Raw genomic sequence first — 24,486 nt, 5'->3', positions numbered from 1 at the left:
GGTCTGAAGCTTTAAAATCCCCTAAGTTTGACAGTATAATCAATTATAAATCTCGCAGGAAGTAGCAATGCATCTGATGTAACCTATGTAAACCATCGCTTATCATCTTCACTGTCTATTCTCGCCAGATTGTATTATTTACTGTTTAATTCGTATAGAAATTTATGAACAACCTAAAAATTGTTTCTTTGTATACGGTGTTGAGCGTTGCGCCAACATTGTTATACGCCCAGGGGAAAATTTCGGGACAGGTCCTGAATAAGGCCAACGAGCCTATCGCAGGTGCGACTGTGATTATGGAAGGCGGGGCTAAGGGGACTTCAACAGACAAATCGGGGAAATTTGAACTGAATGCCGCTAAAGGCGTGCTTGTTGTCTCCTACATTGGTTACAAGACCTACAGAGTCCCCTTGAACGAAACTACAAATCTGACAATTCGGCTTGAAAAAGATGACCGTGTGCTAGAAGATGTTGTGGTGGTGGGGTATGGTACACAAAGAAAAGCGACGTTAACGGGCTCTATTTCTGAAGTGAAAGGGAAAGATATCGTGAAAAGTCCGCAGCCTAATTTATCCAATTCGCTCGCCGGACGTTTTTCTGGCGTGGTAATCAACAACCGGAGCGGTGAGCCCGGTTATGACGGTTCATCCATTACGGTGCGTGGACAGGCAACTACAGGAAGTAATGATGTATTGATTGTCGTAGATGGTGTACCCGGACAAATAGGCGGCCTGGAGCGTCTGGATCCAAACGATATTGAAAGTATTTCGGTTCTGAAAGATGCTTCAGCGGCAATTTATGGTAACAGGGCAGCAAATGGGGTTATTTTAGTCACGACCAAACGTGGAAAAAGCGGTAAACCTTCGATCACGTATAGCGGAAATCTCGGTGTCAGTTCACCGACACGGTTGCCTAAAATGGCTGATGCCGCTACTTATGCCATTTTAAGGAACGAAATTGCTTATGGAAATAGTTCTTCCGGAGGAATGAACCAGATTTATTCAGCAGAACAGATTCAAAAATTTAGAGACGGATCTGATCCACTGCTATACCCTAATACCGATTGGGCAGATGTCACCTTGAAAAAAGCGGCAATACAAAGTCAGCATAATCTGTCTGTCGCTGGTGGGACCGAGGATGTGCGATATTTTATGTCTCTGGGTTCGGTCTATCAGGATGGCTTATACCAAAAGGGGGTAACAAAATATAAGCAGTATAATTTCAGAACAAATCTTGAAGCCAATGTAACTGATCGCTTTAAGGTCGGACTCTCTCTCTCGGGAAGACAGGAAGACCGTAAATTCCCCATCGCATCTGCCGGAGATATTTTTCGCTCCATGTATAGAGCGTATCCTACGGTAAGCGCATATTATCCAAATGGCTTACCGACGCGGGGCATTGAAGGATCCAATCCCGCCTTAATGGTCACGGATATCGGTGGGACCGTGAATAATCCCAAACAGGTTTTCAATGGCATACTCAAAGCAAGCTATCAGCTTCCTTGGGTAGAAGGGCTATCCGTAGATGGTTTTCTTTCGGTGGACAAATCCGCAAATTTTAGCAAAAACTTCAGTGTGCCCTACGTGTTAAATGCTTATGACCAGGCAAAAAATACGTACGAAGAATCTATTGTCGGCGGAAATAACAATAAGGCTACATTGACCGAATCGCATACCAATGAATCCTTGATCACAAGCAATATAAAACTGAATTTTGAACGTACCTTTGGTGCTCACGCAATCAATGCTTTTGTGGGATATGAGCAAAGTAAAAGGCATTTGGAATATTTTGACGCGCAGCGTTTTAATTATCTCTCCAACCAGCTGCCTGAATTATCACAAGGTGGATCCGCTGCTACAGATTATCTTAATTCAGGTTATAGTTCTAATTATACGAGACAGAGTATCATTAGCCGGATAGCTTATAATTATAATGAAAAATACCTGTTTGAAGGACAGCTCAGGGCAGATGGTTCTTCCATTTTCCCCTCAGGCAAGCGATGGGGATATTTCCCTTCCATATCCGCCGGGTGGCGTATCAGCAAAGAAGACTGGTTTGCAGACAAGATCGGATTTTTAGATGATCTAAAACTTCGCGCCTCTTATGGTACCCTTGGTAACGATAATGTCGACGGATTCCAATTCTACGATAATTATACGTTGGTAGGAAATGGTCTGGTCGCGCTTCTAAATGATAAAAGCCAGATAGAACCCAATGTTAAATTGGCAAAATTAGCAAATCCGGCGATTACTTGGGAGGTGTCCAAGAAGCTAGATGTAGGATTAAATGCACAATTTCTCAAGAATTTTACGATAGAGGCCATTTATTTCAAACAAAAGAGATCGGATATTCTGACGGAAAGGAATGCGTCGATTCCGGCAACTTCAGGTATTGTCAATCCATACAAAGAAAACAGCTCCAAACCGCTGGTCCCTTCGGAGAATATTGGTAAGGTGAATAGCGAAGGATTTGAAGGAACTTTGTCGTATCAAAAACCGGGCGATTTCAGCTGGGGAGTATCCGGTAATTTTACCTTTGCCAAAAGTAAAATTATCTTCATTGATGAGGCCAGCGGTACGTTGGATTATCAGCGCCAGACATCGAGACCGCTGGGAACCTATCTGCTCTATAACGCCATTGGATTAAACCGGACCGAAGCGGATCTCGCTGGGGTTCCACAGGCACCCGGAGCACAGGTCGGGGATTTGATTTATCAGGACTATAACCAAGATGGTAAGATAACGGCAGATGATATGATACGGACAAAATATGGTAATATTCCCCAGATTACGTATGGCTTTAATCTGAATGCCGCTTATAAAAATGTAGATATTTCCATTCTTTTTGCTGGGCAGGCTAAAGTAAGTCAGCACGTGCTTCCGGAATCCGGAACAGTAGGAAACTTCTATAGTACCTGGGCCGACAATCGATTTAATGAAGTCAATAATCCGAACGGAAACTATCCGAAAGTACCTGAACGCGCCTCTTCGGCTGTGAGCGGTGGCTTGTATAATAGCACCTTTTGGTTGAATAATGCTTCCTTTTTACGTTTAAAAAATGTCGAGATAGGGTATACATTGCCAAATGAGGTCTTATCGAGATTGAAACTGGGAGGACTTCGGTTTTATGTGAACGGATTTAACCTATTAACCATCACAAAAGTGAAGGATTATGATCCGGAAGGGAATAGCGGTAGCGGTCAATTCTATCCGCAGCAACGTATTATTAATGTAGGTGCAAATTTAAAATTCTAAAAAGGAACTTAAGCAATGAAATTTATAACTAAGTATATTGTGCCTTTGGGCTTGGGACTGACAGTCTTCTCCGCCTGCAACAAAAATCTATTGGATGTTACGGCGACAGACAGAATATCGACAGAAGCAATTGAGACAGATACAGCTGTATTGGAAGCTTTTATTATCAACAGATACATCGGTGAAAAAATTATATCAAGTGAGGCCGACGGGACTAATCCGGGGTTTGGACGTGGATTTGAATACGCCCTTTGGTCTTCACTGTCTGATGAATCCATGTATACCAATGATGATAATACTTGGCTCATTATCCGGGGGCAGTTATCGCCTGAAAATTTAGGCGCCGCCGGATCACTTTGGGCCCGTAGCTACCGCAGTATCCGTGAATGTAATTATGCAAAAAAAGTACTGACTGCTATTCAGATGAGTTCTTCACATAAACGGCATCTTGAAGGTGAGCTACAGTTTATCAGGGCATTTCGGTATCACGATCTCATTCGGAACTTTGGCCGGGTTGTCTTGATGGGCGATACCGTGTATGGTTTGAAAGATGACTTAAGTACTGCAAGCCTTTTTGAGCGGAAGTCTATTCAGGAAGGAATGGATTATGTGATAAGAGAATTGGACGAAGCAATTGAAAAACTGCCGCTGGATAACAATGACAACAGCTGGGTTACCGGCCGGGCTACCAAGGCTGCCGCAATGGCATTAAAATCAAGACTACTGCTGTATGCAGCGAGCCCTCTCTATAACGTGGGTACCTGGGCTGCCGCGGCTCAGGCAGCACAAGAGGTGATTTCGCTAAATAAATACAGCCTGTATACGGGCGGATACCAGTCCCTATTTTTGACTGACCGGAATCCGGAAACTATCTTTGCCCGTTATTATACCAAAAATGCTAATCATGTGCATTTAGAGATTGCAAACGGACCGAACGGCTATGGGGGTTGGGGTGGAAATACGCCTTACCAGAATCTGGTGGACGCTTATCAGATGAAAAATGGTCTAGCTCCCTTGAATGAGGATGGAACTGTAAACACTGCTTCAGGATACGATCCCAATAATCCCTATGTCAATCGTGATCCACGCTTTGATGCAACAATCCTACATAATGGTTCGATGTACAGAGGACGCGCGGTTGAAACATTTATACCGGGTGGACAGGATAGCAGGGAGGGCAGGGATAACTGGAACACATCGAAAACCGGTTATTATCTGCGCAAGTTTATGAATGATGCCTATCCGTTGGAAAATCCTTGGGGAAATGCGGGATTTCAACCGTGGAATTATTTTCGTTATGCGGAGATCCTGTTAAATTTTGCGGAGGCGGCTAATGAAGCCTATGGTCCGGATATGCTACCCGCAGGTAGTAGTCTTACAGCTAGACAGGCATTAAATTTAGTTCGGACAAGACCTTCTGTAGAGATGCCTGAAATCCCTGTTGGGCAATCGAAAGATGAATTTAGAAAACTGTTGCGCTACGAACGCCGGATAGAGCTGGCCTTCGAAGAACACCGTTTTTATGACGTAAGAAGATGGAAAATCGCCAACATAACAGAGAATATGCCAGCCTCCGGAATAACGGTGACAAAAGGAAATAATGGGCTTACCTATACGCGAAAAGAAGCATTATCGGGCCGCCGGTTTGAAGAGAAACATTATTGGCTCCCGATACCGCGCGCAGAGATTTTGTCCTCGAACGGACAACTGGAACAAAATCCCGGTTATTAATGTTAGTTAATCAAAAAAAGACTTACTCGATGCGCTGGGACCCTTTTCGGAACCAGCGCATCTTTGTCAGATCAAGCAACCTTTACTAAATTATTTTATACATGCGATTTACGGTTATAGCATTTTTATTGATGAATATTGTGGCATCGGCATACGCGCAGGAATATAGGCAGGGGCCGACCGAAAAGGATTTTGCCGGTTATTTATTTGCTTATTTTAAGGGCAATGCTGTGGCAGATGAAGCTGTCTGTTTTGCCATTAGCACCGATGGTTATACCTACCGTGCGTTGAACGGTAATCGTCCTGTACTGGATTCGAAGACCATCAGTAAAACCGGAGGTGTCAGGGATCCGCATATTCTCCGTGCTGAGGATGGAAAGACATTCTATATGGTACTGACCGATATGACCTCCTCCAAGGGCTGGGATTCCAATCGCGGTATGGTCCTGCTAAAATCGCAGGATCTGCTGCACTGGTCGCATCAGGCCATCGATTTCCAGCAGCGATTCACTGGGCAGGACGATCTGAAGCGTGTATGGGCGCCACAGACCATTTTTGATTCGGCGGCAGGAAAATATATGGTCTATTGGTCCATGCAGCATGGAAACGGTCCCGACATCATCTATTATGCCTATGCGAATAAAGATTTTACCGATTTTGAAACGGAACCAAAAGTGCTCTTCGTACCTAAAAACGGTAAATCCTGTATTGATGGCGATATTATCGAAAAGAATGGCCTGTTTTACCTCTTCTACAAAACGGAAGGTCACGGCAATGGAATCAAACTTGCCATGACCGATTCCCTGACGTCGGGAAAATGGATCGAACAGCCTGGGTATAAGCAGCAAACAAAGGATGCCGTGGAAGGATCAAGTGTTTTCAAGCGAAATCAGTCGGACCAATATATCCTGATGTATGATGTGTATGGTAAAGGAAAATACCAATTCTGTGTTTCCGATGATCTCGATCGTTTTAAAGTGATCGACCAAGAGATTGATATGGATTTTCATCCCCGTCATGGAACCATCATACCCCTTTCCAGAGATGAGCTGACCCAGTTGACGTCTCATTGGGGCAAACCCAAGGATATACCGCTTGCGCTGAAAAAGAACCCAATTCTGGACGGCTTTTATGCAGATCCCGATATTCTTTACGCCAACAAAACCAAAAGATATTATATCTATCCAACAAGTGATGGATTTGATGGCTGGGGCGGCCACTATTTTAAGACCTTTTCTTCGGCCGATCTTATCCATTGGAAGGATGAGGGTGTCATCCTAGATCTTAAAAAAGAGGTTGCCTGGGGACCACGACATGCATGGGCACCAACGATCACCGAGAAAAAAGTCAAAGGCGACTATAAATATTACTACTATTTTACGGCGGCGCAGAAAATCGGTGTCGCCGTAGCGGACCAGCCAACGGGACCATTCAAGGACTCGGGCACACCGTTGATCGATTTCAAACCTCCCGGCGTAACTGGCGGGCAGGAGATCGATCCGGCGGTGTTCAATGACCCCAAGTCAGGTAAAAGTTATTTGTATTGGGGGAACGGTTACCTTGCCGTTGCCGAACTAAATAAGGATATGGTCTCCATCAAAAAGAATACAATGAAGGTATTGACGCCTGACAAAACATTTCGTGAAGGGGTATATGTGATCTTTCGCAATGGAATATACTATTTTCTCTGGTCAGAAGATGATACCCGCAGCGAGAATTACCGGGTTCGCTATGGGACATCAACCTCTCCCTATGGTCCGATCCGGGTGCCCGAGAACAATCTGATCTTGCAAAAAGATCCGGCGAAAGGAATCTATGGTACTGGTCATAACTCGGTCTTGCAGGTGCCCGGAACTGACGAATGGTATATTGTCTATCATCGGTTTAATTATCCAAATGGGATCAGGATGGGGGATGCAGCAGGTTTCCATCGGGAAGTATGCATGGATCGGCTTTATTTCGATGCAAATGGCCAGATCGTACCTGTCATTCCAACCCATTAATATCAATCAGATCAACCTAAACGACTACATAACATGAGCATAATAATAAAAAATATAGCGATCCTTGCTGCATCAGTTTTAATCGGGCTGAGCTCCGTTTACGCCCAGCCGGGTTTTGGTGTCGCTCAGCGGATCAACGCAGACTGGCAGTTCCAGTTAGAAACCGCAGGAGCAGCACAAAGCGCAACAGCAATAAACGAGCAGTCCTGGAAATCGGTTAGGCTACCCCATGACTGGGGCGTGAAGCAGCCCTTGAGTCCAAGCCTGGCCAGCGCCACCGGATATTTACCCGGCGGTATAGGCTGGTACCGAAAACAACTGTCCATACCTGCTGAAGACCAAGGAAAGAAGATCTTTCTTTATTTTGAAGGTGTTTACAACCGCAGTGAAGTTTTTGTCAACGGAAAATCTGTCGGTAAGCGCCCCAATGGCTACGTATCATTTTCTTATGACATCAGCCCGTATATTGAATTCGGAAAGGAAAATACCATTGCGGTCAAGGTCGACCATAACAAAAGTGCGGATTCGCGCTGGTACACTGGATCTGGCATCTATCGGGATGTTTGGGTCGTCAAGGCCGATCAGGTGCATCTGGATCAATGGGGGGTATATGCCTATCCGGAACTTAAGGGTGGGAAAGGAGTACTCCATACTGAAATTACGGTGGTCAACAGTTCGTCATTGCGTAGCCCAGTTACCGTGCAGCAGGAGCTCATCGATGCCGAAGGCAGGCTCATTGAGAAAAAATCCGGGCAGCTTACTATCGCTGCTGCAGATAAAGCACGCTTAGACCTGAAATTGACAGCATCAAATCCAAAGCTGTGGAGCTTAACGCAGCCTATACAATATACATTGCGGACGACGCTTTGGCAAAAAGGTAAACAGATAGATCAGTCTGAAGTAAAGACCGGTTTTAGGACCTTTACCTTTGATCCGGATAAAGGCTTTGCCTTAAACAACCAATGGATGAAAGTGAAAGGTGTCTGCTTGCATCACGATGCCGGTGTCCTCGGTGCCGAGGTCTATACCGAAGTGTGGAAGCGTCGCTTACTCACGCTAAAGTCACTGGGTGTTAACGCCGTGCGTACGAGCCACAACCCACAGGCGACCTCACTTTATAATTTATGTGATGAGCTTGGTCTGTTGGTCATGGATGAAGCATTTGATGAATGGGAATTTCCGAAACGAAAGTGGCTACAGGGCTGGAACGTCGGCGTACCTGGTTTTGAAGGAGCGTACGATTTTTTTGAAGAGTGGGGGGAGCGGGATTTGGCCGATATGGTCCAAAGGGACCGGAATCACCTGTCGATATTTGCCTGGAGCATAGGCAATGAAGTAGATTATCCCAATGATCCCTATTCCCATCCGATTTTAAATGGCGAGAAAAAAGAAGGTGGTTTTACCCAGGCCTCTTATGGGGGTTATAAAAAAGATGCACCGGACGCCATGCGTTTGGGCGATATTGCCAAACGCCTCGTGACTGTGGTAAAAAAATACGATCGCAGCAGGGCGGTAACGGCAGGGCTAGCAGGTGTAGCCATGTCCAATGAAACGGCCTACCCCGGAGCGCTTGATATTGCGGGGTACAATTATACGGAGAGCCGATATCAGGAAGACCACCAGCGTTACCCGACGCGTGTCATATTTGGTAGTGAAAATCGGCATGATCTTCCAGCGTGGCTGGCTGTACGCGACAATGCGCATATATTTGGACAGTTCCTGTGGACGGGGATCGACTATCTGGGCGAATCGGGCCGTTGGCCTTCGCGTGGTTTTTATTCGGGCTTACTTGATTTTGCTGGCTTTATCAAACCCAGGGGATATTTTCGCCAATCTCTGTGGGCAGAAAAACCCATGGCTTATCTGGGAACCTATCCATTGGCAGGAGCGACCACGAGGACGGATGTGTGGTCAGCTTCGGAAACTGAGCAGCAACAACGAAAAAACGAAAAACCCTCGATGGATGCCTGGCCAATCTGGAATTATCAGGACGATCAGCTGATCCGGGTGGTCTGCTATACCAATAGTGCTGCAGCCCGGCTAACACTGAATGGGCAGACCGTGGGTGAAGAGAAAAAATACGATGCAAAAACAGGAATTATCTTTTGGGATATCCCTTATGCCACTGGTAGGCTGGAAGTGATCGGGCTGGACAGCAATGGAAAAGAAGTTGTCCGCCATGCGATTCAATCCAGCCAGCGGCCGGCATCCATTCAGGCGGTACTTGTTGGGGATCCGTCGATTAAAGCGGACGGTCTGCTGCAGCTAATGGTGCAGCTTGTCGATGAAAAGGGCATTCCCGTGGTTCTTTCGGAAGATGAAATTACCTGCGATATTACTGGAAATGCACGTTTATTGGGTATGGAGGCCGGAAATAATGCCGATATGGGTGATTATACGGATAATAAACAGCGGGTCCATCAAGGCAAAATGATCGTTTATGTACAATCAACGGGCAAATCGGGGGACCAGATTACCATTCGGCTGACCTCACCCTGGCTGAAAGCCGCCACGGTATCCTATAGCGTTAACTGATGGGCCTATTCATCCGAGCGGAGTGTCCGTATTTCTAAAATTTTATGACTGGGGGACGTTGATGTCCCCTTGATTTTTACCTCTATTGTCGACATAGCAGTACTTCCTTTGGGAAGCTTTATGCGCGAGGTTTTAACAACAGCACTGCTATCAGTGCTCTTTAGGGTTTCAACAAGGATTCCATTGATCCAGATTTCGCTGGTCCGCAGCGCAGTATCTGTCATATACTTCAGGTATAGTGCACTAGCATCTGTATTTTTTAGCTGGTAACTGAACCAGCCGCTGGTTTCACGCCAACGCGTATCGTCAGTGCTCCCGGCCTTGCTACTTTCTTCCCGAAAGAAATGATCCGATTCCGGCTGTTGTTCACCCGCAATCACCTTGTCCACCGTGATTGCAGTGAGGGCAAGGCTTTCGCGTTCATCCCTTTCAATTTTATCCTGCAGCTGTTGAAGTTGGCTGGCAGTTGTTTGTGGCCAATACAGGATATACCTACTATCATGAAGACCATAGAAAGGTTCAAGTTCCATGTTTACCGTGTCTTTGCCCTGACGAAGTCCTGTGAGTGTAAAATGCAATGGTCTGTCGGAGATAGGGTGAATAAGTGTCGGGATCGCTTTAGAATCAGTGACAAGGATAGGGATATCGCGCAAAGGGATCTGTTTTCCGGATGCGATATGACCCATCCGGCTATCGTCGGCCTTTAGTCCTTTGAGATCACTTGTTCCCGAACGTGCAGCGAGCACAACAGGCCCATAGGATATGCTGTAATAGTTGCTTTGGTCAGGCAACTGTTCAGTCTGGATTTCCATCGGTAATTCCATACGCAGGCGATCGCCGGGCTTCCAGACTCGTTTTATGATGACATGTGTTTCCGTGGACTCCGTAACGGGATAAGGCTTTCCATTTATTGAAATTTTGGGATTATCTTTCAACCATTTAGGTCTGCGCAGATAAAGTGTAAATTCATGTTTTCTTTTGGAATTAATGATCAGCGAGGTATACGCTTCCTTTGGAAAGTTGTTGTCCTGAATAATCTCGATGTCCTTTTCTTTCCAATGCAATTGGGAGGGAACAAAGAGATTGACGTACAAGTCATCCTGTTTATGCGCATAAATCATTTCGCCATACTTGGCATGGTTTTCCATGCCCGACCCAACACAGCACCACATACTCGTCTGCGGTTGCGAATAGACGCGATAATGTCCAGGACGGATCTGCGTAAAGTATACAAGCCCCCCATGTTCGGGATGCTGGCTCGACAAAATATGATTGTATAATGCCCTTTCGTAAAAATCAATGTACTTGGCCTGTGGTTCTGTACGGTACAGCATTTTTGTGAGCCGCAGCATATTGTAGGTATTACAGGTTTCGGGCCCTTCGATGCTCTGAACCATCTTTGAGAAATCGTTTGTTGGATTAAAATGTTCACTGACGCTATTTCCGCCGATGGCAATGGATCTATGTAATACCACATTATCCCAGAAGTAGCGTACGGCGCCAGTCCATTCCACATCCTTGGAGAGTTCCCCAATCCGGGCGAAACCCAGGACTTTTGGGATCTGCGTATTGGCGTGTAGCCCCGTTAATTTATCTTGATGTTTTGTTAAGGGAACTAGGATAGACTGATGGGAGAATTTACGCGCAAGCTCCAGGTATTTGGGGTTTTGGGTAATTGCGGCAACATCGGCAAAACTTTCATTGAGTCCACCGTGTTCACTGCGCAACATGTCCTGCACCTGTGCATCAGACAATTGAGAAACCAATTTGCAAGCCCAATCAGTCATCTCAATAAGCATATTTTTAGCGCTTTTATCAGCAGTTAGCAAGTAGACGTCCCGTAATCCGGCATAGGTTTTATGAATATTGTAAAGCGGGACCCACTTTCCGTTCAGGCTAAACGTACTCGATTGGATATTTCCGGCATGAATTTCTTCCCAAATGCGTTTACCACCGGGGACACCGCCGATATAGCCATTTCCATTTGCCTGCTGACAGCGCTGCAGGTTTACAATCATATAATCAAGCCGTTCTTTGATACGTAAATCTCCAGTGGAGGAATACATATTGGCAAGCGCGGAAAGATAATGACCACCAATATGACCGTCCAAACCCGTATTTTCCCAGTTGGTATATGACTCTTTAACGACTGCTAATCCCGCTTCCCTTAAGAATGGAGCGAGGAGACGATCGGGATCCATATCCAATAAATACTGCAAATCAAGCTGTTGGGCATGATAAAAGGGACTTGGTAACAATCGGACATCCTGTAGATCGAAATAATTGAGCTCTTTGGATGTCTGTGCAAATAAAGAGGAACAAAAGAACAATGCAAGGATCGTGTGGGAAAAACGGCTGTTTAATTTCATTTTAAAATCAGGGTATCTAATCAGCTGCCTAATAATGTTATTCAGCGATTTGGTTATTGGTTATGATGTGCTAATGTACTGGTATTCCAAAGATATAAATTACGAAATTATTTTTAAGTGTTTTTTTTACATTTATTATTTTCCTATTTTTCAGGTCAAATACAGCCTTTTAATTTGTGGCAAAAATTATTGGTGAATATGACCCTGCATCTATTGATGCGTTATTGATTATGTCTCCTGTGGATCAAATTAGGCGGAGGGACTAACTTGCATTGAAGAAACCCGGGATTAATCTGTTATTTACTGGTTTTAGACATTTTTACCCTTCTTTTAATTATTTGTTGCAAGGTCATTTTTTTTGAAACCTATAGCTTTGCTTAATAACCAATTGGCGAATAGCTAGCTCATTCTTATGAATGATCGGATAAAGGGAATAATGAATTTTTAGCGATGCATCTTGTATATTTTAGCGCCTACAGTCAGCATGCTAGTAATAACCAATTCGTGTAAATAAATAACCAAGTACTCGCCTCTAGGGGCAAAAAGACATTTATCTTAAATAAGATTATGAACAGAAATTATGTGTCTTCTTTCTTTTGTTTTCCTAAAGAAAGGAATAGGAAAGTGAAGTGGTTGTTAATGGCTTCCATGTTAATGTCCATTGGACAACTGTCCGCTCAAGAAAAGGTGATCCATGGAAAGATCGTAAGTGATCAAGGGAAACCCATAATCGGGGCATCGATCAAAGTGAAGGACAAAACTCTCAGTACATCAACAAATGAGAAAGGCGAATTTGTACTCAAGCTCAATCCAGGCGAAATCATTATTGTATCCAATGTAGGGTATAATCATGTTGAATATGTAATCGGTAATTCTTCGGAAATCAATATCCCGCTTGTGGCCTCAGAAATCGCGGTAGATGAGGTTGTGGTGGTGGGATACGGTAAGCAGAAGAAGGTCGATCTGACGTCTTCTATTGCTGTTGTTGATACCAAAGATCTTGTAAAAGTACCCGGAGGAACAATTGCCACCCTTCAGAGTGCTGTGCCCGGGGTGCAGGTAACCAATGGTGCTATCCGCATCCGTGGCGTTGGATCCATTAATGGAACTGATCCGCTCTATGTGGTGGATGGTATGATCGGTGGGGCAATGCCCGACGAAAATAATATCGCTAGCATTCAGGTGTTGAAAGATGCTGCATCAAGTGCTATTTATGGTGCCCGGGGTGCCAATGGTGTTATTTTGGTCACCACAAAACGCGGTAAAGCCGGGGATGTGAAGCTCGATTACAATGCTTTCGCCGGCATCAAAAATATTTCCCATAATGTACCCCTGCTGAACGGACAGCAACTGGCCGAATTGATTAATGAGGAAATGTACAATAAAGATCCTTCGCGCAAAGACTATCTGGCCGCGCTGTCTAAACCGTCAGCCATTGGGCAAGGGTATAATATGATGGATGAACTGTTACAAACGGGCAATTATCAAAGGCATAATCTCTCGGTCTCCGGTGGTTCTCAAAATGCCAATTTTCGGCTGAGCGGTATTTATGCAACAGATAAATCCATTATTATTCAGGATAAGAACAAGCATTATGGAGCCCAATTTATCTCTGATTTTACCAAAGGAAAACTTAAGATAGGCGAAACACTTTCCTTAGGCTATACCCGCCGCAACTGGAGCGACAAAAATATCATCGATGCGCAAAAGTGGTCCTCCACATTACCGTTATATGATGCCAACAGCAGCACTGGCTTTGCTGGTGCCGGCAACGGAACTGATGTGCAGAGTGCTTTGGCAAATGCGTACCTCAACAAAAATGTCAATGACAATTTTTCGGTAAACGGCAATGCCTGGGCTACCTATGAGATCATAAAAGGGCTGGTTTATAAATTTAATATGGGGGTAGATCTTAGCCGCGTACGGAATGAAGGCTATATAGGTAACTACTCTGTTGGTCAATATCAGAACCATAGTCCTGATGAACTCAATATTTCTAGCAGTCAGAATAACCGCTGGCTATTTGAAAATACGCTGACTTATGAAAATAATTTTGGTAAACATGCGATTTCGGCTTTGGCAGGGATCACTTCCGAAGAATCCAGGTACAATGCTGTCAATGCCGGTGCCCGTGGTTTGCCAAGTCCAGATGTTTTGATACTCAATTCGGCTTCCTTAGCGAGTTCCCGTCTTGTGGGATCAGGCGTGGGACAGTCGGCTATGTATTCCATGCTGGGCCGTGTCAACTATAATTATGACAATCGTTATCTCTTGACATTTAACATGCGGCGAGATGGATCGGCCAACTTCAGTAATCAATACCGCTATGGAAATTTTCCTTCGGTATCGGCAGGATGGCGGATCAGTCAGGAATCATTTATGAAAGCATTTCCTGCAATCAGCGAATTGAAGCTCCGTGGTAGTTATGGACTTCTAGGTAATTCGGATATCGCACAATATCAATATCAACGGACGGTTAGTTTCGACCATGTCTGGTATTATCTAAACAATGTGATGGTCACAGGTGCCCTGCCGCAGACACCCTCCAATCCGAATGTAAAATGGGAAAGTCAATACTCAACTGATCTTGGTATCGATCTGGAACTCTTTGATCATAAATTGGCTCTGACTGTCGATTACTATAATAAAAAGACTGAGGACATGCTGATCAATGTACCCATTTCGTTCACCGCCGGGTATGTCAACAACTTTCCCGTGCTGAATGCCGGAAGCATACGCAATCGGGGCTGGGATATCTTGGCATCGTATAAAGATAGACTAGGCAATTTTAGCTATCATATCGGTGCCAATATTTCTTTTGTGAAAAACCGCGTCCTGAGCCTGGGTAACAATAATGAAATTCTATGGGGAAGTATTTCGCCTGGGGGAGAAAATGTCACAAGGACAGCCGTTGGCCGTTCGATAGGGGAATTTTGGGGCTATACAACCAACGGTCTATACACCAGTCAGACGCAATTGGATGCCGATAAAGCTTTTGCACCCCATGCAGCACTGGGCGATGTGCGATTCAACGACCGAAATGGAGACAAGGTCTTAAATGATCAGGATAAGGACTTTTTGGGAAGCCCAATACCTGATTTTAGCTACGGTTTCAATGCTGATGTCAACTACAACAGTGCTATTGGGATCTTTGATCTGTCGATGATGTGGCAGGGAAGCAAAGGAAACGACATCTACAACAATAGCCGCTATTGGGGCGAGGGAATGTACCATTACTACAATAATTTTGCCTCAACGCTGGATCGCTACCGCGCAGAAGAACTTGTCTTCAAAAATCCGGTATCCGGTGAAACGACCGTCTATCCAAAAAATACAGATACCAATATTCCACGTGCTGTACTCGGCGATCCCAATCAGAATTTAAGGGCGTCCAATAGGTTTGTGGAGGATGGTTCTTATCTGCGACTCAAAGTCGTCAACATTGGCTACAGCTTTTCTAGCCCGAGGCTTGAACGCTGGAAGATCGACCGATTGCGGTTTTATGTCGGTGCAAAAAATCTGCTGACCTTTACCAAGTACTCGGGTTATGATCCAGAAGTGGGGTCGGGAGATACCCGCTCCAATCTGAGCCGCGGAATCGATGGGCAGACACCATGGGGACTGAGCTTCCCGAATTCAAGAGAGTATTTTATGGGTATTCAATTTACATTCTAACCACTTTATCTACATCATGAATAGACACTATATAAAACTCGCAGCTGCTGCTTTGTTGATACAGTTTTCGAGCTGCAAACCGAATCTGGATCTCTCCAACCCGCAGGAATTGTCGACAGACACCTATTATAAGACAGCAGATCAATTGGAAAACTCGGTCATACCTGCCTATCAGGCCCTGATCGGCCGTACGCAGGGGGGATATGCACGTAGTTTGTATTTTGAGCTTTTAGCTCCTGGTGATGATTACAATCATACCTTCAAATGGGAACCCATGTATCAGGATAGCTACAATACCCCTGCAAGCGATGGGATGACAGCCCAGACCTGGAGAGATTTTTGGAACGGGGTGTTTGCGGCTAATTTAGCCATCGACCGTATTCAGAAGTTTGAGGGCGAAATAGACCAGAATAGAAAGAATAGACTGTTGGGGGAAGCGCATTTTCTGAGAGCGCTGAACTATTTGCACCTGGGAATGCTGTTTGGAGAAACCATTCCGCTAATGAATAAACCTGTTGAAACAAATGATGATTATTATCCAGGTAACGCACCGACGGGTGCAGTATATGCGCTGATCGTGGATGATTTTAAGAAAGCATCAGAATTGTTGCCAACGCGCACAGCACTTTATGCCGACAGTAAAATGATCGGTAGGGCAACCAAAGGTGCTGCTCAGGCTTATCTGGCGAAAACTTACCTTTATAAACCCATCCTAGCAAAAGGACAAACCGCGGATTTTGCAAATGCCGAGATCCAATTGAAAAGCGTTGTTGAGAGCAAAGAGTATCAATTGATGTCTTCTTACAGAGATAATTTTTTGGAAACGAAAGAGAATAATCAGGAGTCTGTTTTTGAGATACAACTTTATAATGGGCCAGGTTGGCTAGGGGACGATATATCGAGTTCATGGCGCTGGCAGGAAATCGGAATGTTTGACGGAACAGGTGGTGCCTGGTGGAATCTGGCTCCCAATAAAATGGCTCATGATGAATTTGAAGATGGAGACCCCCGTAAATATATGACGTTATGGTGCGAGAATGGCGCAAAGTTTACACAACTGGATGGTAAGGTCACCAACTATACAGACTGGATGAAAAACCTGGCGACCAATAAAGATTACTTTGGTACCCGGAAATATTGTCCGGATGTTCAGATAGCGGACTTTGATAATGGCAACAATGATCGTATTTTTCGCTATAGTGATGTGTTGCTGCTGTATGCAGAGTGTCTCAACGAACGTGGCGACATAGCAGGAGCAAAGCAATACATCAACCTGGTACGTAAACGCGCCAATAATATCGTTCCCGATGAGCAGCCACACCTGTGGTACCAAAAATCCAATGGGACGATCCCCGACGTAGACGGATTGATCGCGCAGGGTTTAGTAAAAAATGGTATTCCTTTAAATACGATCAAAAATATTATCGTGCATGAGCGATTTGTTGAATTTTTGGGTGAATATCAACGGTATTTTGACCTGTTGCGATGGGGGATGGCCAATCCAACCTGGCTGGAACCCTTAAAAAAAGGAGGCTGGTCTGCCAAAGCGATGTACTATCCTTTTCCGCAGTCCGAATTGGACAATAATAAAAATTTGAAAGGTAATGACATGAACAATTGATCTGGAGAATATATGTTTTATTTATTCGTATGTACTTTCTTTCCTGGTTCAATACAATTACTTTTGGTATTCAAAAAGATAACAAATTATAAACCGAATCTCTTTGTCGGACACGTCTGGTGTGAGGCATTTTGATCAAAAAATCATCGTAAAATGGACAGAAGAACAGCTATTAAGTTTCTCGGTGCAACTATTCCGACCTTTTTCCTTGGTAAATTTAGCGCTGCACATGCTTATCTGGGGAAAGCTCCTTTTCATCCCGACTGGCGCTCACTTGAAAACTATCAGGTACCTGATTGGTTCAGGGATGCCAAATTTGGTATATGGGCACATTGGGGGCCGCAGTGCCAACCCGAAAGGGGCGACTGGTACGCACGCGGCATGTATCAGGAAGGATCTGATCAATACCGCTATCATCTCGAAAAATATGGCCATCCTTCCGTTTTTGGTTTCAAAGATGTGATCCATCAATGGAAAGCTGAAAATTGGAACCCCGAGGAGCTGATGGAGCTCTATAAAAGCGCGGGCGCCCAGTATTTTATGGCCCTGGCCAACCATCACGATAATCTGGACCTTTATCGCAGCAGCCACCATACATGGAACAGTGTCAATGTTGGTCCAAAAAAAGATATTGTTGGCGGCTGGGAGCGTGCCGCTAAAAAAAGAGGCCTTAAATTTGGTGTGAGTGTTCACGCAGCACATGCCTGGACCTGGTATGAGACAGCGCAACGAAGTGACCAACAAGGGAAGTTTGCTGGAATCCCTTATGATGGCAAACTGAAACGCAAGGATGGGGCAGGAAAATGGTGGGCGGATTACGATCCACAGGAACTCTACGCGCAGGATCATGAGCCTAGTTTGGATAGCAAAGACGACAGCACGGTTCATCGGCAGTGGCATTGGGATGTCGCCTCTGGTGTGAACGTACCTAACAAAGCGTACTGTGAAAATTTTAAAGCACGTACCCTGGAACTGATGGACAACTACAAACCTGACATGGTTTACTTTGACGATACTGTGCTGCCACTTTATCCAATAAGTAATGTTGGACTGGAGATCGCTGCCGATTTTTATAATAAGAGCATGCATGCCAATAAGGGTAAGGTCAATGTGGTGATCAATGGCAAAATTTTGAACGAACAACAACGAAAATGCCTGGTATGGGATATCGAACGGGGTCAAAGCAATACAATTGAACCACAGCCTTGGCAGACCTGTACTTGCATTGGTTCCTGGCATTATGACCGCCGGATTTATGATAATAATCAATATAAATCCGCCAAAACCGTCATTCATATGTTGATTGATGTGGTCAGTAAAAATGGTAATTTATTATTAAGCGTACCCTTGCGCGGCGATGGTTCTATCGACGATAAAGCAAAGGAAGTGGTACAGGGAATAGGAAACTGGATGGATGTACATAAAGAAGCCATCATTGGAACGAGGCCATGGCTTATCTTTGGCGAAGGACCCGCGCAGGAGGAGGCTCCTTCATTGAGTGTACAGGGCTTCAACGAAGGAAAGGGAAAGGCTTTTACCAGCGATGATGTCCGTTTTACGACAAAGGGAAATGTCTTGTATGCCTTTATTATGGGGATGCCGACCGAAAAGCAAATTAAAATTAGGTCATTGGGCCGTTCGGCACCCAATTCCCGGACAATTAACTCTATTAGCCTACTTGGAAGCGCTGATAAAATAGGATTCAGACAGCTTGATAACATGCTGGAAGTCACTTTGCCGGATCATTTTATTCAAAACAACATAGCTACTGTTTTAGAAATCGCCTAGCGACCTGTAAGTTGCTATGTTGTTGCTTGATTGAACATAATTTTAACTGCGCCTGACAGCCTACAGCGTTCATGCTTTATTTTTTCTGTAGCAATCTAAGCATGCTTGCAGCATAATTTTTGCCTAGCTGTCGGTACCCCGCAGGGCTGAAATGCAGTCCGTCGCCAATACCTTCACAGCCTGTGGAGGAGATGATATGGGCAGTCGGGATCGTAGCGGGCAGTGTCTGGATGATTGTATTCATGCTCGCACATTTACCTCCGGCTTCGGCCGATAGGAGTTCGCCGGCAAGTAGCGGAACATCTTTGGCTTTCAGGTGCAAATCGTGCAAGAGATTTTCATAGACTTTTTTTACTTTATTAGGCCATTGCCGATCACCGGTGTTGGACTCGCCCTGGTGAAGTAAAATACCTTTGATAACACCTTGCTGCTGTGCCATCCTGGCTAGCGCGACCAGTCTCTCATAGGGATTGTTGTCATAAGCAGCAAGCATGGATTTCATCCACTCCGGTGCCCTGGTGACATAGTTTGCCGTACTATCCTGATCAAATAACTGAATATGGCAACCGCCTACCGAAACGTTGATGACACCGATCTCGATATTCTGAGGAAGGTTTTCCAAAAGCGTTCTGCCAAAATAATCTGCAGGTGTAAGTCCGGTGTGGCAACGCGTGAGTGGCGCACGGGCGGGAGACCACTTGCCATACTGCCGCCCTAACTCGGGGCAATCTACTGCCGACAGTACACGGAATCGCTTGAGGGCAATGGTATCCTGTGGTTCGAATTGGCCATGTCCCTCCATATTGGATTGACCAAAACAAAGATAAATATGGAAGTTCTTGTCTTGGGCAAAGGTGGCTGTACCCGAAAAAATGCATGCCATGAAGATCAATAGCAGAACTTTAAATTGTGTTTGCAGCATCGTGAAGCTTTTCATTTTATTAAAATTAAAGTATTTCGCGATAAGTAATACTTACCGCGAAAAAGGTGTAAGGGATGATAATTAGTTCATAGCGATAAATTTGAACTTAAACAACTGACAGGATGTGCCATAATAATCCCAAAGCTGTAAGTTCGAATTGCCGTCCATGGTACAGTTGGGCACATCCCAACCACGTGTGGCATCTACCTTTGAGGTAATTTTGTAATAGCCATTGGCTACAGCCGTTACCTTCCAGGCCTGAGCATCATTGCCATAATTCTGCCAGAGCCGGATAGCAGTTCCGAGCGCATTGCTGTTACTCGCCAGATCAATGCATCGATTGCTCACACTTGCTTTGGAAACAAAGCGCCAGTACCCGTTGCCCGCATCGATGGCTACCCAGCGCTGTGCATTTGCGCCATTTCTAGTCCAGGGTCTGAGTACTGCGCCGTTGGAATCTTCCCCTGATTTTAAATCAAGGACTTTGTTGGCATCGGTCTGAAATTCAATCTCGTAAATGCCATTATTGACCAGACTAGTGACAGTGCAGTTAGACATAGGATAATTGGAGGCGGCATATTGCTGAAACCACTGTTTAGCAGGAGCAGCGCAAGCCTCCCAATCGTTGTTATAGGCTGTGCCAGCATTGGGATCTCCTTTGTGAAGCAGATTGTCCGGAGCGAGAAGGTTCCAGCTCACATTGCCGGATTGATCGACGATATATTTTAGATTGGCACCAAAACCGTTTCCGCCCGCTGTACCAGTGGTTCCGGTACCGAAGGTACCGTATCCCTGCGGGGCCCAATCGGTCTCGGTAATGGCTATCGGCGCAATGTCAGCAATAGGCTTAACATTGGTATTCCAGGCATTTTGAAAGGCTTGATAGGTATTGACACCACCCCAATATCCCGGATAGATATGTACGGCGTAGCCGATGTTGCCGCCGGTAATCTGATTAGTGACATAGCCCTGATAATGGGACTGCCAACCGGTACCTGGTATCCAGCAGACATTATTGGCACCGTTGTTACGGATGATATTGACCAATGGCTGAAAGAAATTTTTTAGCGCAGCAAAATGCTCATTGCCCGTCATCCCCCAGCTACCATTTGTTCCGAGGATTTCAACCGGTTCGTTAGCCAATTCAAACATCACGTTGTCTGCATTTTTCAATGCGGGGTGCTGTGAAAGGAAGGTCCATACGGTTTTGAGATAAGTATGATAGGCATCATTGACAGCAATACGGTGCGGACATACACCCGGAGGACGCAAGATAACATACATACCCCGGCTGCGGGCATGATTGATCAAGGGAATAATGACCTGGTCGGTGTAGGTAACCAGGCGATTGTAGTTGAACCTTGAAATATCGTCTTCGGGAATGGGAGCTCCCGGATCATTGGTCCAATAAGGATCAATGTGCAGCCGAATATAATTCAGGTACCAGCCATCAGCCGCACTGCTCAGCTTGTCCATGACTGCTTTGTTGTAATTGAGTGCTCCCTGCACATTGTAGTTGTCCCAGGTGCAGTAGCCCGAGTTGGCGCCATACTGACAGCCATTGAACCAAGGGCTTGGCGTAATAGCTACCCCATGCAAGACAACGTTATTGTCGCAGGGATCTTTGAGATACTTTCCGCCTACATGTAGGGTCGGGGTTGGCCGTGGCCAGCTTGTAACAGCTTGGGCGGAAACATTGGATTTAAGACTTCTTTCGGATTCGCTGGTTAGCGTTTTTTCTTCCAGCCGCGAACAGCTGGAAAAAATAGCTAATAAAAAGACCAGCAATAACCACATGTTGTTTGTTCTCATAATTTAAATATTAAAGGGTGATTAATGATCTTAATTTTTAGTCAACAATGCCTCAGCAACAGCCTGATAGGCTGGCTTTCGAACAAATCCTTCGGTCCATAAACCGATGGGCTCCCCGCGTCTCCAGAATGAACTTTCCTGGTCTGGACTGTCCAATGGGCTCCAGATAGTAATACCGTACTGTTTATCCTTGGGAATAATTTCAAGGTATTTCGCAACGACAAATTTGTACAAGTCAGCTTGTTTCTGATACATTTCAGCTGTGGCATTGCTGGTCTTTATGCCGTTTCCAAGACCAATATCGAGCTCAGACACTTTGATCAGCTTGCCAGTGGCGGCCAATAGATTGAACATAGTGACGATATTGTCTTTGCTGGTATTGATATCGATGTGCATCTGGGTGCCGATACCATCAACTTTGGCCCCTTTGCTTTCGATGTAGTTAACATAGGCAATCAGCCCTTTACATTTGTTGCCACTGCCTTCTAAGCCGTAGTCATTGATGAATAGGAGATCATTGGCATTGCCATATTTGCGGGCAAACTGGAGGGCTTTCACGGCATAATCTTTACCTAAGTAATCCTGCCAGTAGAATTCGTCATCGGCCAGGTCGGTTTTTCCGATGCCGGTCTTTAATGCATATTGGTCCGGCCAGTCGGCCATCGGTTCGTTGACCACATCCCAGGCTTTGATGTAGCCTTTGGTTTTCTCAAGCATGCCAGCAATAAATGTCTCCATCGCTTTCGAGAGTATGGCTTCTTTCTCGGCAGGTGTTTTCTCGATCGTACTGCCCCCAGGGCTGCCATAACCTTCACCATTGGCGGACTGTGCTCTTGAGGAATTGTTTCCCCAGCCAAACCAGCCGTCAATATTGCTTTCAAAATCACTGTTGGCAATAAGGCTTGCCGAACTACCTGTTTTTGTCAGCACGACCTTGTCGATGAAAATGGTACCATCATATTGGCCAAAATTGATGATAAAACGATTCCGCGCAGCAGTTACGGTAACTTTGAGTTCGTATTCTTTGTAGCTTGTTGTTAATGCTAATGACCCCATATTGTCACCAGTATAATTGGAGGTGCTCTGCAGATCGATACCCATGTTGCCCGCTTTACTGCCCCGGGCCACAATCTTCAATATATATTCTTTCCCTACTTCCGTCGGGCTAATATCTATGGCTGTCTGTGCTTCCCAGGCATTGACAACTGAAGGGTTGCTCATTTTTAACGCGTGACCGGCGAGGGCTGCCCCCCCCGAACCGGGTATCACCACAGGGGCGATTAACTTATTCAGGTAAGTGGCATTCTGCCCCGAATGCCAGCACAGCGTGTGGCCATACAGTGCCATATTATTTTCCTGTGCGGCTGTGATAAGTTGCTCTACGCGCGCCAGATTAAGGCTTCCGTCGGCCTGTACAATGGAGCTATGCTTCATTTCATAGCCCATGACCATCTCTTCAAAATTACGGTTGACCAGACGGTACAACACCCCTTTGTTAAAATAGTCGTTCATATTGAGCGCCACACCAAGCTTAAAACCTGGGTTTGCCTGTTTGTCCAAATAACTTTTCAGGGGATTGTAGGCGTCTATATCTTCCTGCGCCAGCACTTTCTCCGGTTTTTCGACGGCATATTCCAGGGATTGATATTTGGAACAGGAACTCCAGACGGTGCCGAGAGAAAGTAGGATGACGATAGTTTTATTGATTTTTTTCATCGTTGTTCTTTATTGAATTGAGACTACTTTTTGATGGGCGTAAAAGTTTCCATTTTGACGGATCTGTCCCGCATTACGAGGGTATCCTTGCTTGTGACGCTCATTTGTGCCATATCGATCGTATAGGATAGATAAAGTGCATCTCTGTCTGTATTGCCCCAGCTGTTTTTTTCGCCCCGTTTGACAAACTTTCCAGTTCCTGTAGCGGATATGCCCGCACTTGCCGAGCTAATGCTGCAATTGTTGTCGTCATCAAAAGATAGGTTCAGATTGACATTGATATTGACATCTCCAGCTCCCTTAAAAGATAGCGGCAAGATCGATTTCTTAAGTGCGGCCGTACTGATGTTTTTGACTTCATCTTTTTCGACATAAGCCTGATGTCTGACAACATTTTTTGTCAAGCTGCTATTGGCTCCTTTGCCAACGATCTGATCGGTGCCGCGGCGAAGGTAATTGCCATGCCAGGGATTGATATATTTAAGGGCATAGAAGGTAAAATCTTTCGGTGCGGCATCCCAGTCGGATGCAATTGCCCTATTGGCGGTCTGTAAGGAAGTTTTACCAGAGAGGATAGAATCGGCATTGACAACCTTTGTCATCCGGAGCGGTAAAACGTAATAGGTTTCCAACGACTTGGGATCGGCAAAAAATGCGTCGGTCAGTTGCACCTCTACGCCGCCCGTGAGACTACCACTCGGAATGCTAATCTGGTTGCTGGCAAGCTGATAATAATTGTCAGGCAATGCGGTAACTGCCTGGCCATTTGGGTAGCTGAGTCCACGCGTGAGACTGTTGTCCACAACGAAGTCGATACGAATGTCTTTCTTATTGTTATACACGCCACCCGTGGTTGCCATGACTTTGACCTTATGTTGATTGTCAAGGCTGTTGTCAAAGATGTCTTCGCCCAGAGTCACTGTTCTGACGGGTGTCTGATAAGCGAAGTATACCGATTGAAATTCGAAGTCCGGGAACTCCCAGTCATTATTTTTGCAGGACGCCAGGCTTACTAAAGCCATCGCGTACAGGATATTGATCTTTTTCATCGTGTGCATGT

General features: G+C 45.3%; 12 protein-coding genes. 7 read left to right on the top strand and 5 right to left on the bottom strand.

Features of this window, described 5'->3' with window-relative positions; genetic code table 11:
• Positions 1-164: 164 nt before the first annotated feature.
• The 4 genes from OGI71_RS05915 to OGI71_RS05900 all read left to right on the top strand — a co-directional run bounded on the left by OGI71_RS05915 (position 165) and on the right by OGI71_RS05900 (position 9,523).
• Positions 165-3,254 carry a TonB-dependent receptor gene (locus OGI71_RS05915; protein ID WP_282254455.1) on the top strand — a complete coding sequence of 1,030 codons (3,090 nt, stop codon included), beginning with the start codon at positions 165-167 and terminating at the stop codon, positions 3,252-3,254.
• Between the two features lie 15 nt (positions 3,255-3,269).
• On the top strand, positions 3,270-4,985 hold the full coding sequence (locus OGI71_RS05910; RefSeq protein WP_282254454.1) for a RagB/SusD family nutrient uptake outer membrane protein: 1,716 nt from the start codon (positions 3,270-3,272) through the stop codon (positions 4,983-4,985).
• 101 nt (positions 4,986-5,086) lie between these two features.
• The gene (locus OGI71_RS05905; protein WP_282254453.1) at positions 5,087-6,988 is read left to right on the top strand and encodes a family 43 glycosylhydrolase; all 1,902 of its coding nucleotides are present in this window, start codon (positions 5,087-5,089) and stop codon (positions 6,986-6,988) included.
• A gap of 33 nt (positions 6,989-7,021) precedes the next feature.
• Positions 7,022-9,523, top strand: coding sequence for a sugar-binding domain-containing protein (locus tag OGI71_RS05900; RefSeq protein WP_282254452.1), 2,502 nt, complete (start codon positions 7,022-7,024; stop codon positions 9,521-9,523).
• Positions 9,524-9,528: 5 nt separating this feature from the next.
• On the opposite strand, the gene OGI71_RS05895 is transcribed toward OGI71_RS05900, so the two are convergent.
• Positions 9,529-11,892, bottom strand: coding sequence for a glycoside hydrolase family 127 protein (locus OGI71_RS05895; protein WP_282254451.1), 2,364 nt, complete (start codon positions 11,890-11,892; stop codon positions 9,529-9,531).
• Between the two features lie 567 nt (positions 11,893-12,459).
• Between OGI71_RS05895 and OGI71_RS05890 the strand changes: the two genes are divergently transcribed.
• From OGI71_RS05890 to OGI71_RS05880, 3 genes are all read left to right on the top strand, one after another.
• A complete protein-coding gene (locus OGI71_RS05890; RefSeq protein ID WP_282254450.1) occupies positions 12,460-15,567 on the top strand; it encodes a TonB-dependent receptor in 3,108 nt (1,035 codons plus the stop codon).
• Positions 15,568-15,583: 16 nt separating this feature from the next.
• Positions 15,584-17,188: a RagB/SusD family nutrient uptake outer membrane protein gene (locus OGI71_RS05885; protein ID WP_282254449.1), complete on the top strand. Its 1,605-nt coding sequence runs from the start codon at positions 15,584-15,586 to the stop codon at positions 17,186-17,188.
• A 153-nt stretch (positions 17,189-17,341) separates the two neighbouring features.
• Entirely contained in the window at positions 17,342-18,976 is a 1,635-nt protein-coding gene (locus tag OGI71_RS05880; protein WP_282254448.1) for an alpha-L-fucosidase, read from the top strand.
• Between the two features lie 76 nt (positions 18,977-19,052).
• Here the strand turns inward: OGI71_RS05880 and OGI71_RS05875 are convergent, their stop codons facing one another.
• From OGI71_RS05875 to OGI71_RS05860, 4 genes are all read right to left on the bottom strand, one after another.
• Complete coding sequence (locus OGI71_RS05875) at positions 19,053-19,913, bottom strand: sialate O-acetylesterase (protein ID WP_282254447.1); 861 nt, start codon at positions 19,911-19,913, stop codon at positions 19,053-19,055.
• 66 nt (positions 19,914-19,979) lie between these two features.
• Positions 19,980-21,710 (bottom strand): RICIN domain-containing protein, encoded by a 1,731-nt coding sequence (locus OGI71_RS05870; RefSeq protein WP_282254446.1) that lies wholly within the window; start codon positions 21,708-21,710, stop codon positions 19,980-19,982.
• 30 nt (positions 21,711-21,740) lie between these two features.
• Positions 21,741-23,426, bottom strand: coding sequence for an endo-1,4-beta-xylanase (locus tag OGI71_RS05865; RefSeq protein WP_282254445.1), 1,686 nt, complete (start codon positions 23,424-23,426; stop codon positions 21,741-21,743).
• 23 nt (positions 23,427-23,449) lie between these two features.
• The gene (locus tag OGI71_RS05860; protein WP_282254444.1) at positions 23,450-24,475 is read right to left on the bottom strand and encodes a DUF5627 domain-containing protein; all 1,026 of its coding nucleotides are present in this window, start codon (positions 24,473-24,475) and stop codon (positions 23,450-23,452) included.
• Between the last annotated feature and the right edge of the window lie 11 nt (positions 24,476-24,486).

Source organism: Sphingobacterium sp. ML3W (assembly GCF_029542085.1).
Taxonomy (GTDB): domain Bacteria; phylum Bacteroidota; class Bacteroidia; order Sphingobacteriales; family Sphingobacteriaceae; genus Sphingobacterium.
The sequence above is the reverse complement of the archived record's forward strand: the minus strand, read 5'-3'. Positions and strand labels throughout refer to the sequence as shown.

Coding starts and splice junctions, on each gene's coding strand:
- OGI71_RS05910 (WP_282254454.1), top strand. CDS start 3,270: ATGAAATTTATAACTAAGTATATTGTGCCTTTGGGCTTGGGACTGACA.
- OGI71_RS05890 (WP_282254450.1), top strand. CDS start 12,460: ATGAACAGAAATTATGTGTCTTCTTTCTTTTGTTTTCCTAAAGAAAGG.
- OGI71_RS05860 (WP_282254444.1), bottom strand. CDS start 24,475: ATGAAAAAGATCAATATCCTGTACGCGATGGCTTTAGTAAGCCTGGCG.
- OGI71_RS05895 (WP_282254451.1), bottom strand. CDS start 11,892: ATGAAATTAAACAGCCGTTTTTCCCACACGATCCTTGCATTGTTCTTT.
- OGI71_RS05880 (WP_282254448.1), top strand. CDS start 17,342: ATGGACAGAAGAACAGCTATTAAGTTTCTCGGTGCAACTATTCCGACC.
- OGI71_RS05870 (WP_282254446.1), bottom strand. CDS start 21,710: ATGAGAACAAACAACATGTGGTTATTGCTGGTCTTTTTATTAGCTATT.
- OGI71_RS05900 (WP_282254452.1), top strand. CDS start 7,022: ATGAGCATAATAATAAAAAATATAGCGATCCTTGCTGCATCAGTTTTA.
- OGI71_RS05915 (WP_282254455.1), top strand. CDS start 165: ATGAACAACCTAAAAATTGTTTCTTTGTATACGGTGTTGAGCGTTGCG.
- OGI71_RS05885 (WP_282254449.1), top strand. CDS start 15,584: ATGAATAGACACTATATAAAACTCGCAGCTGCTGCTTTGTTGATACAG.
- OGI71_RS05905 (WP_282254453.1), top strand. CDS start 5,087: ATGCGATTTACGGTTATAGCATTTTTATTGATGAATATTGTGGCATCG.
- OGI71_RS05865 (WP_282254445.1), bottom strand. CDS start 23,426: ATGAAAAAAATCAATAAAACTATCGTCATCCTACTTTCTCTCGGCACC.
- OGI71_RS05875 (WP_282254447.1), bottom strand. CDS start 19,913: ATGAAAAGCTTCACGATGCTGCAAACACAATTTAAAGTTCTGCTATTG.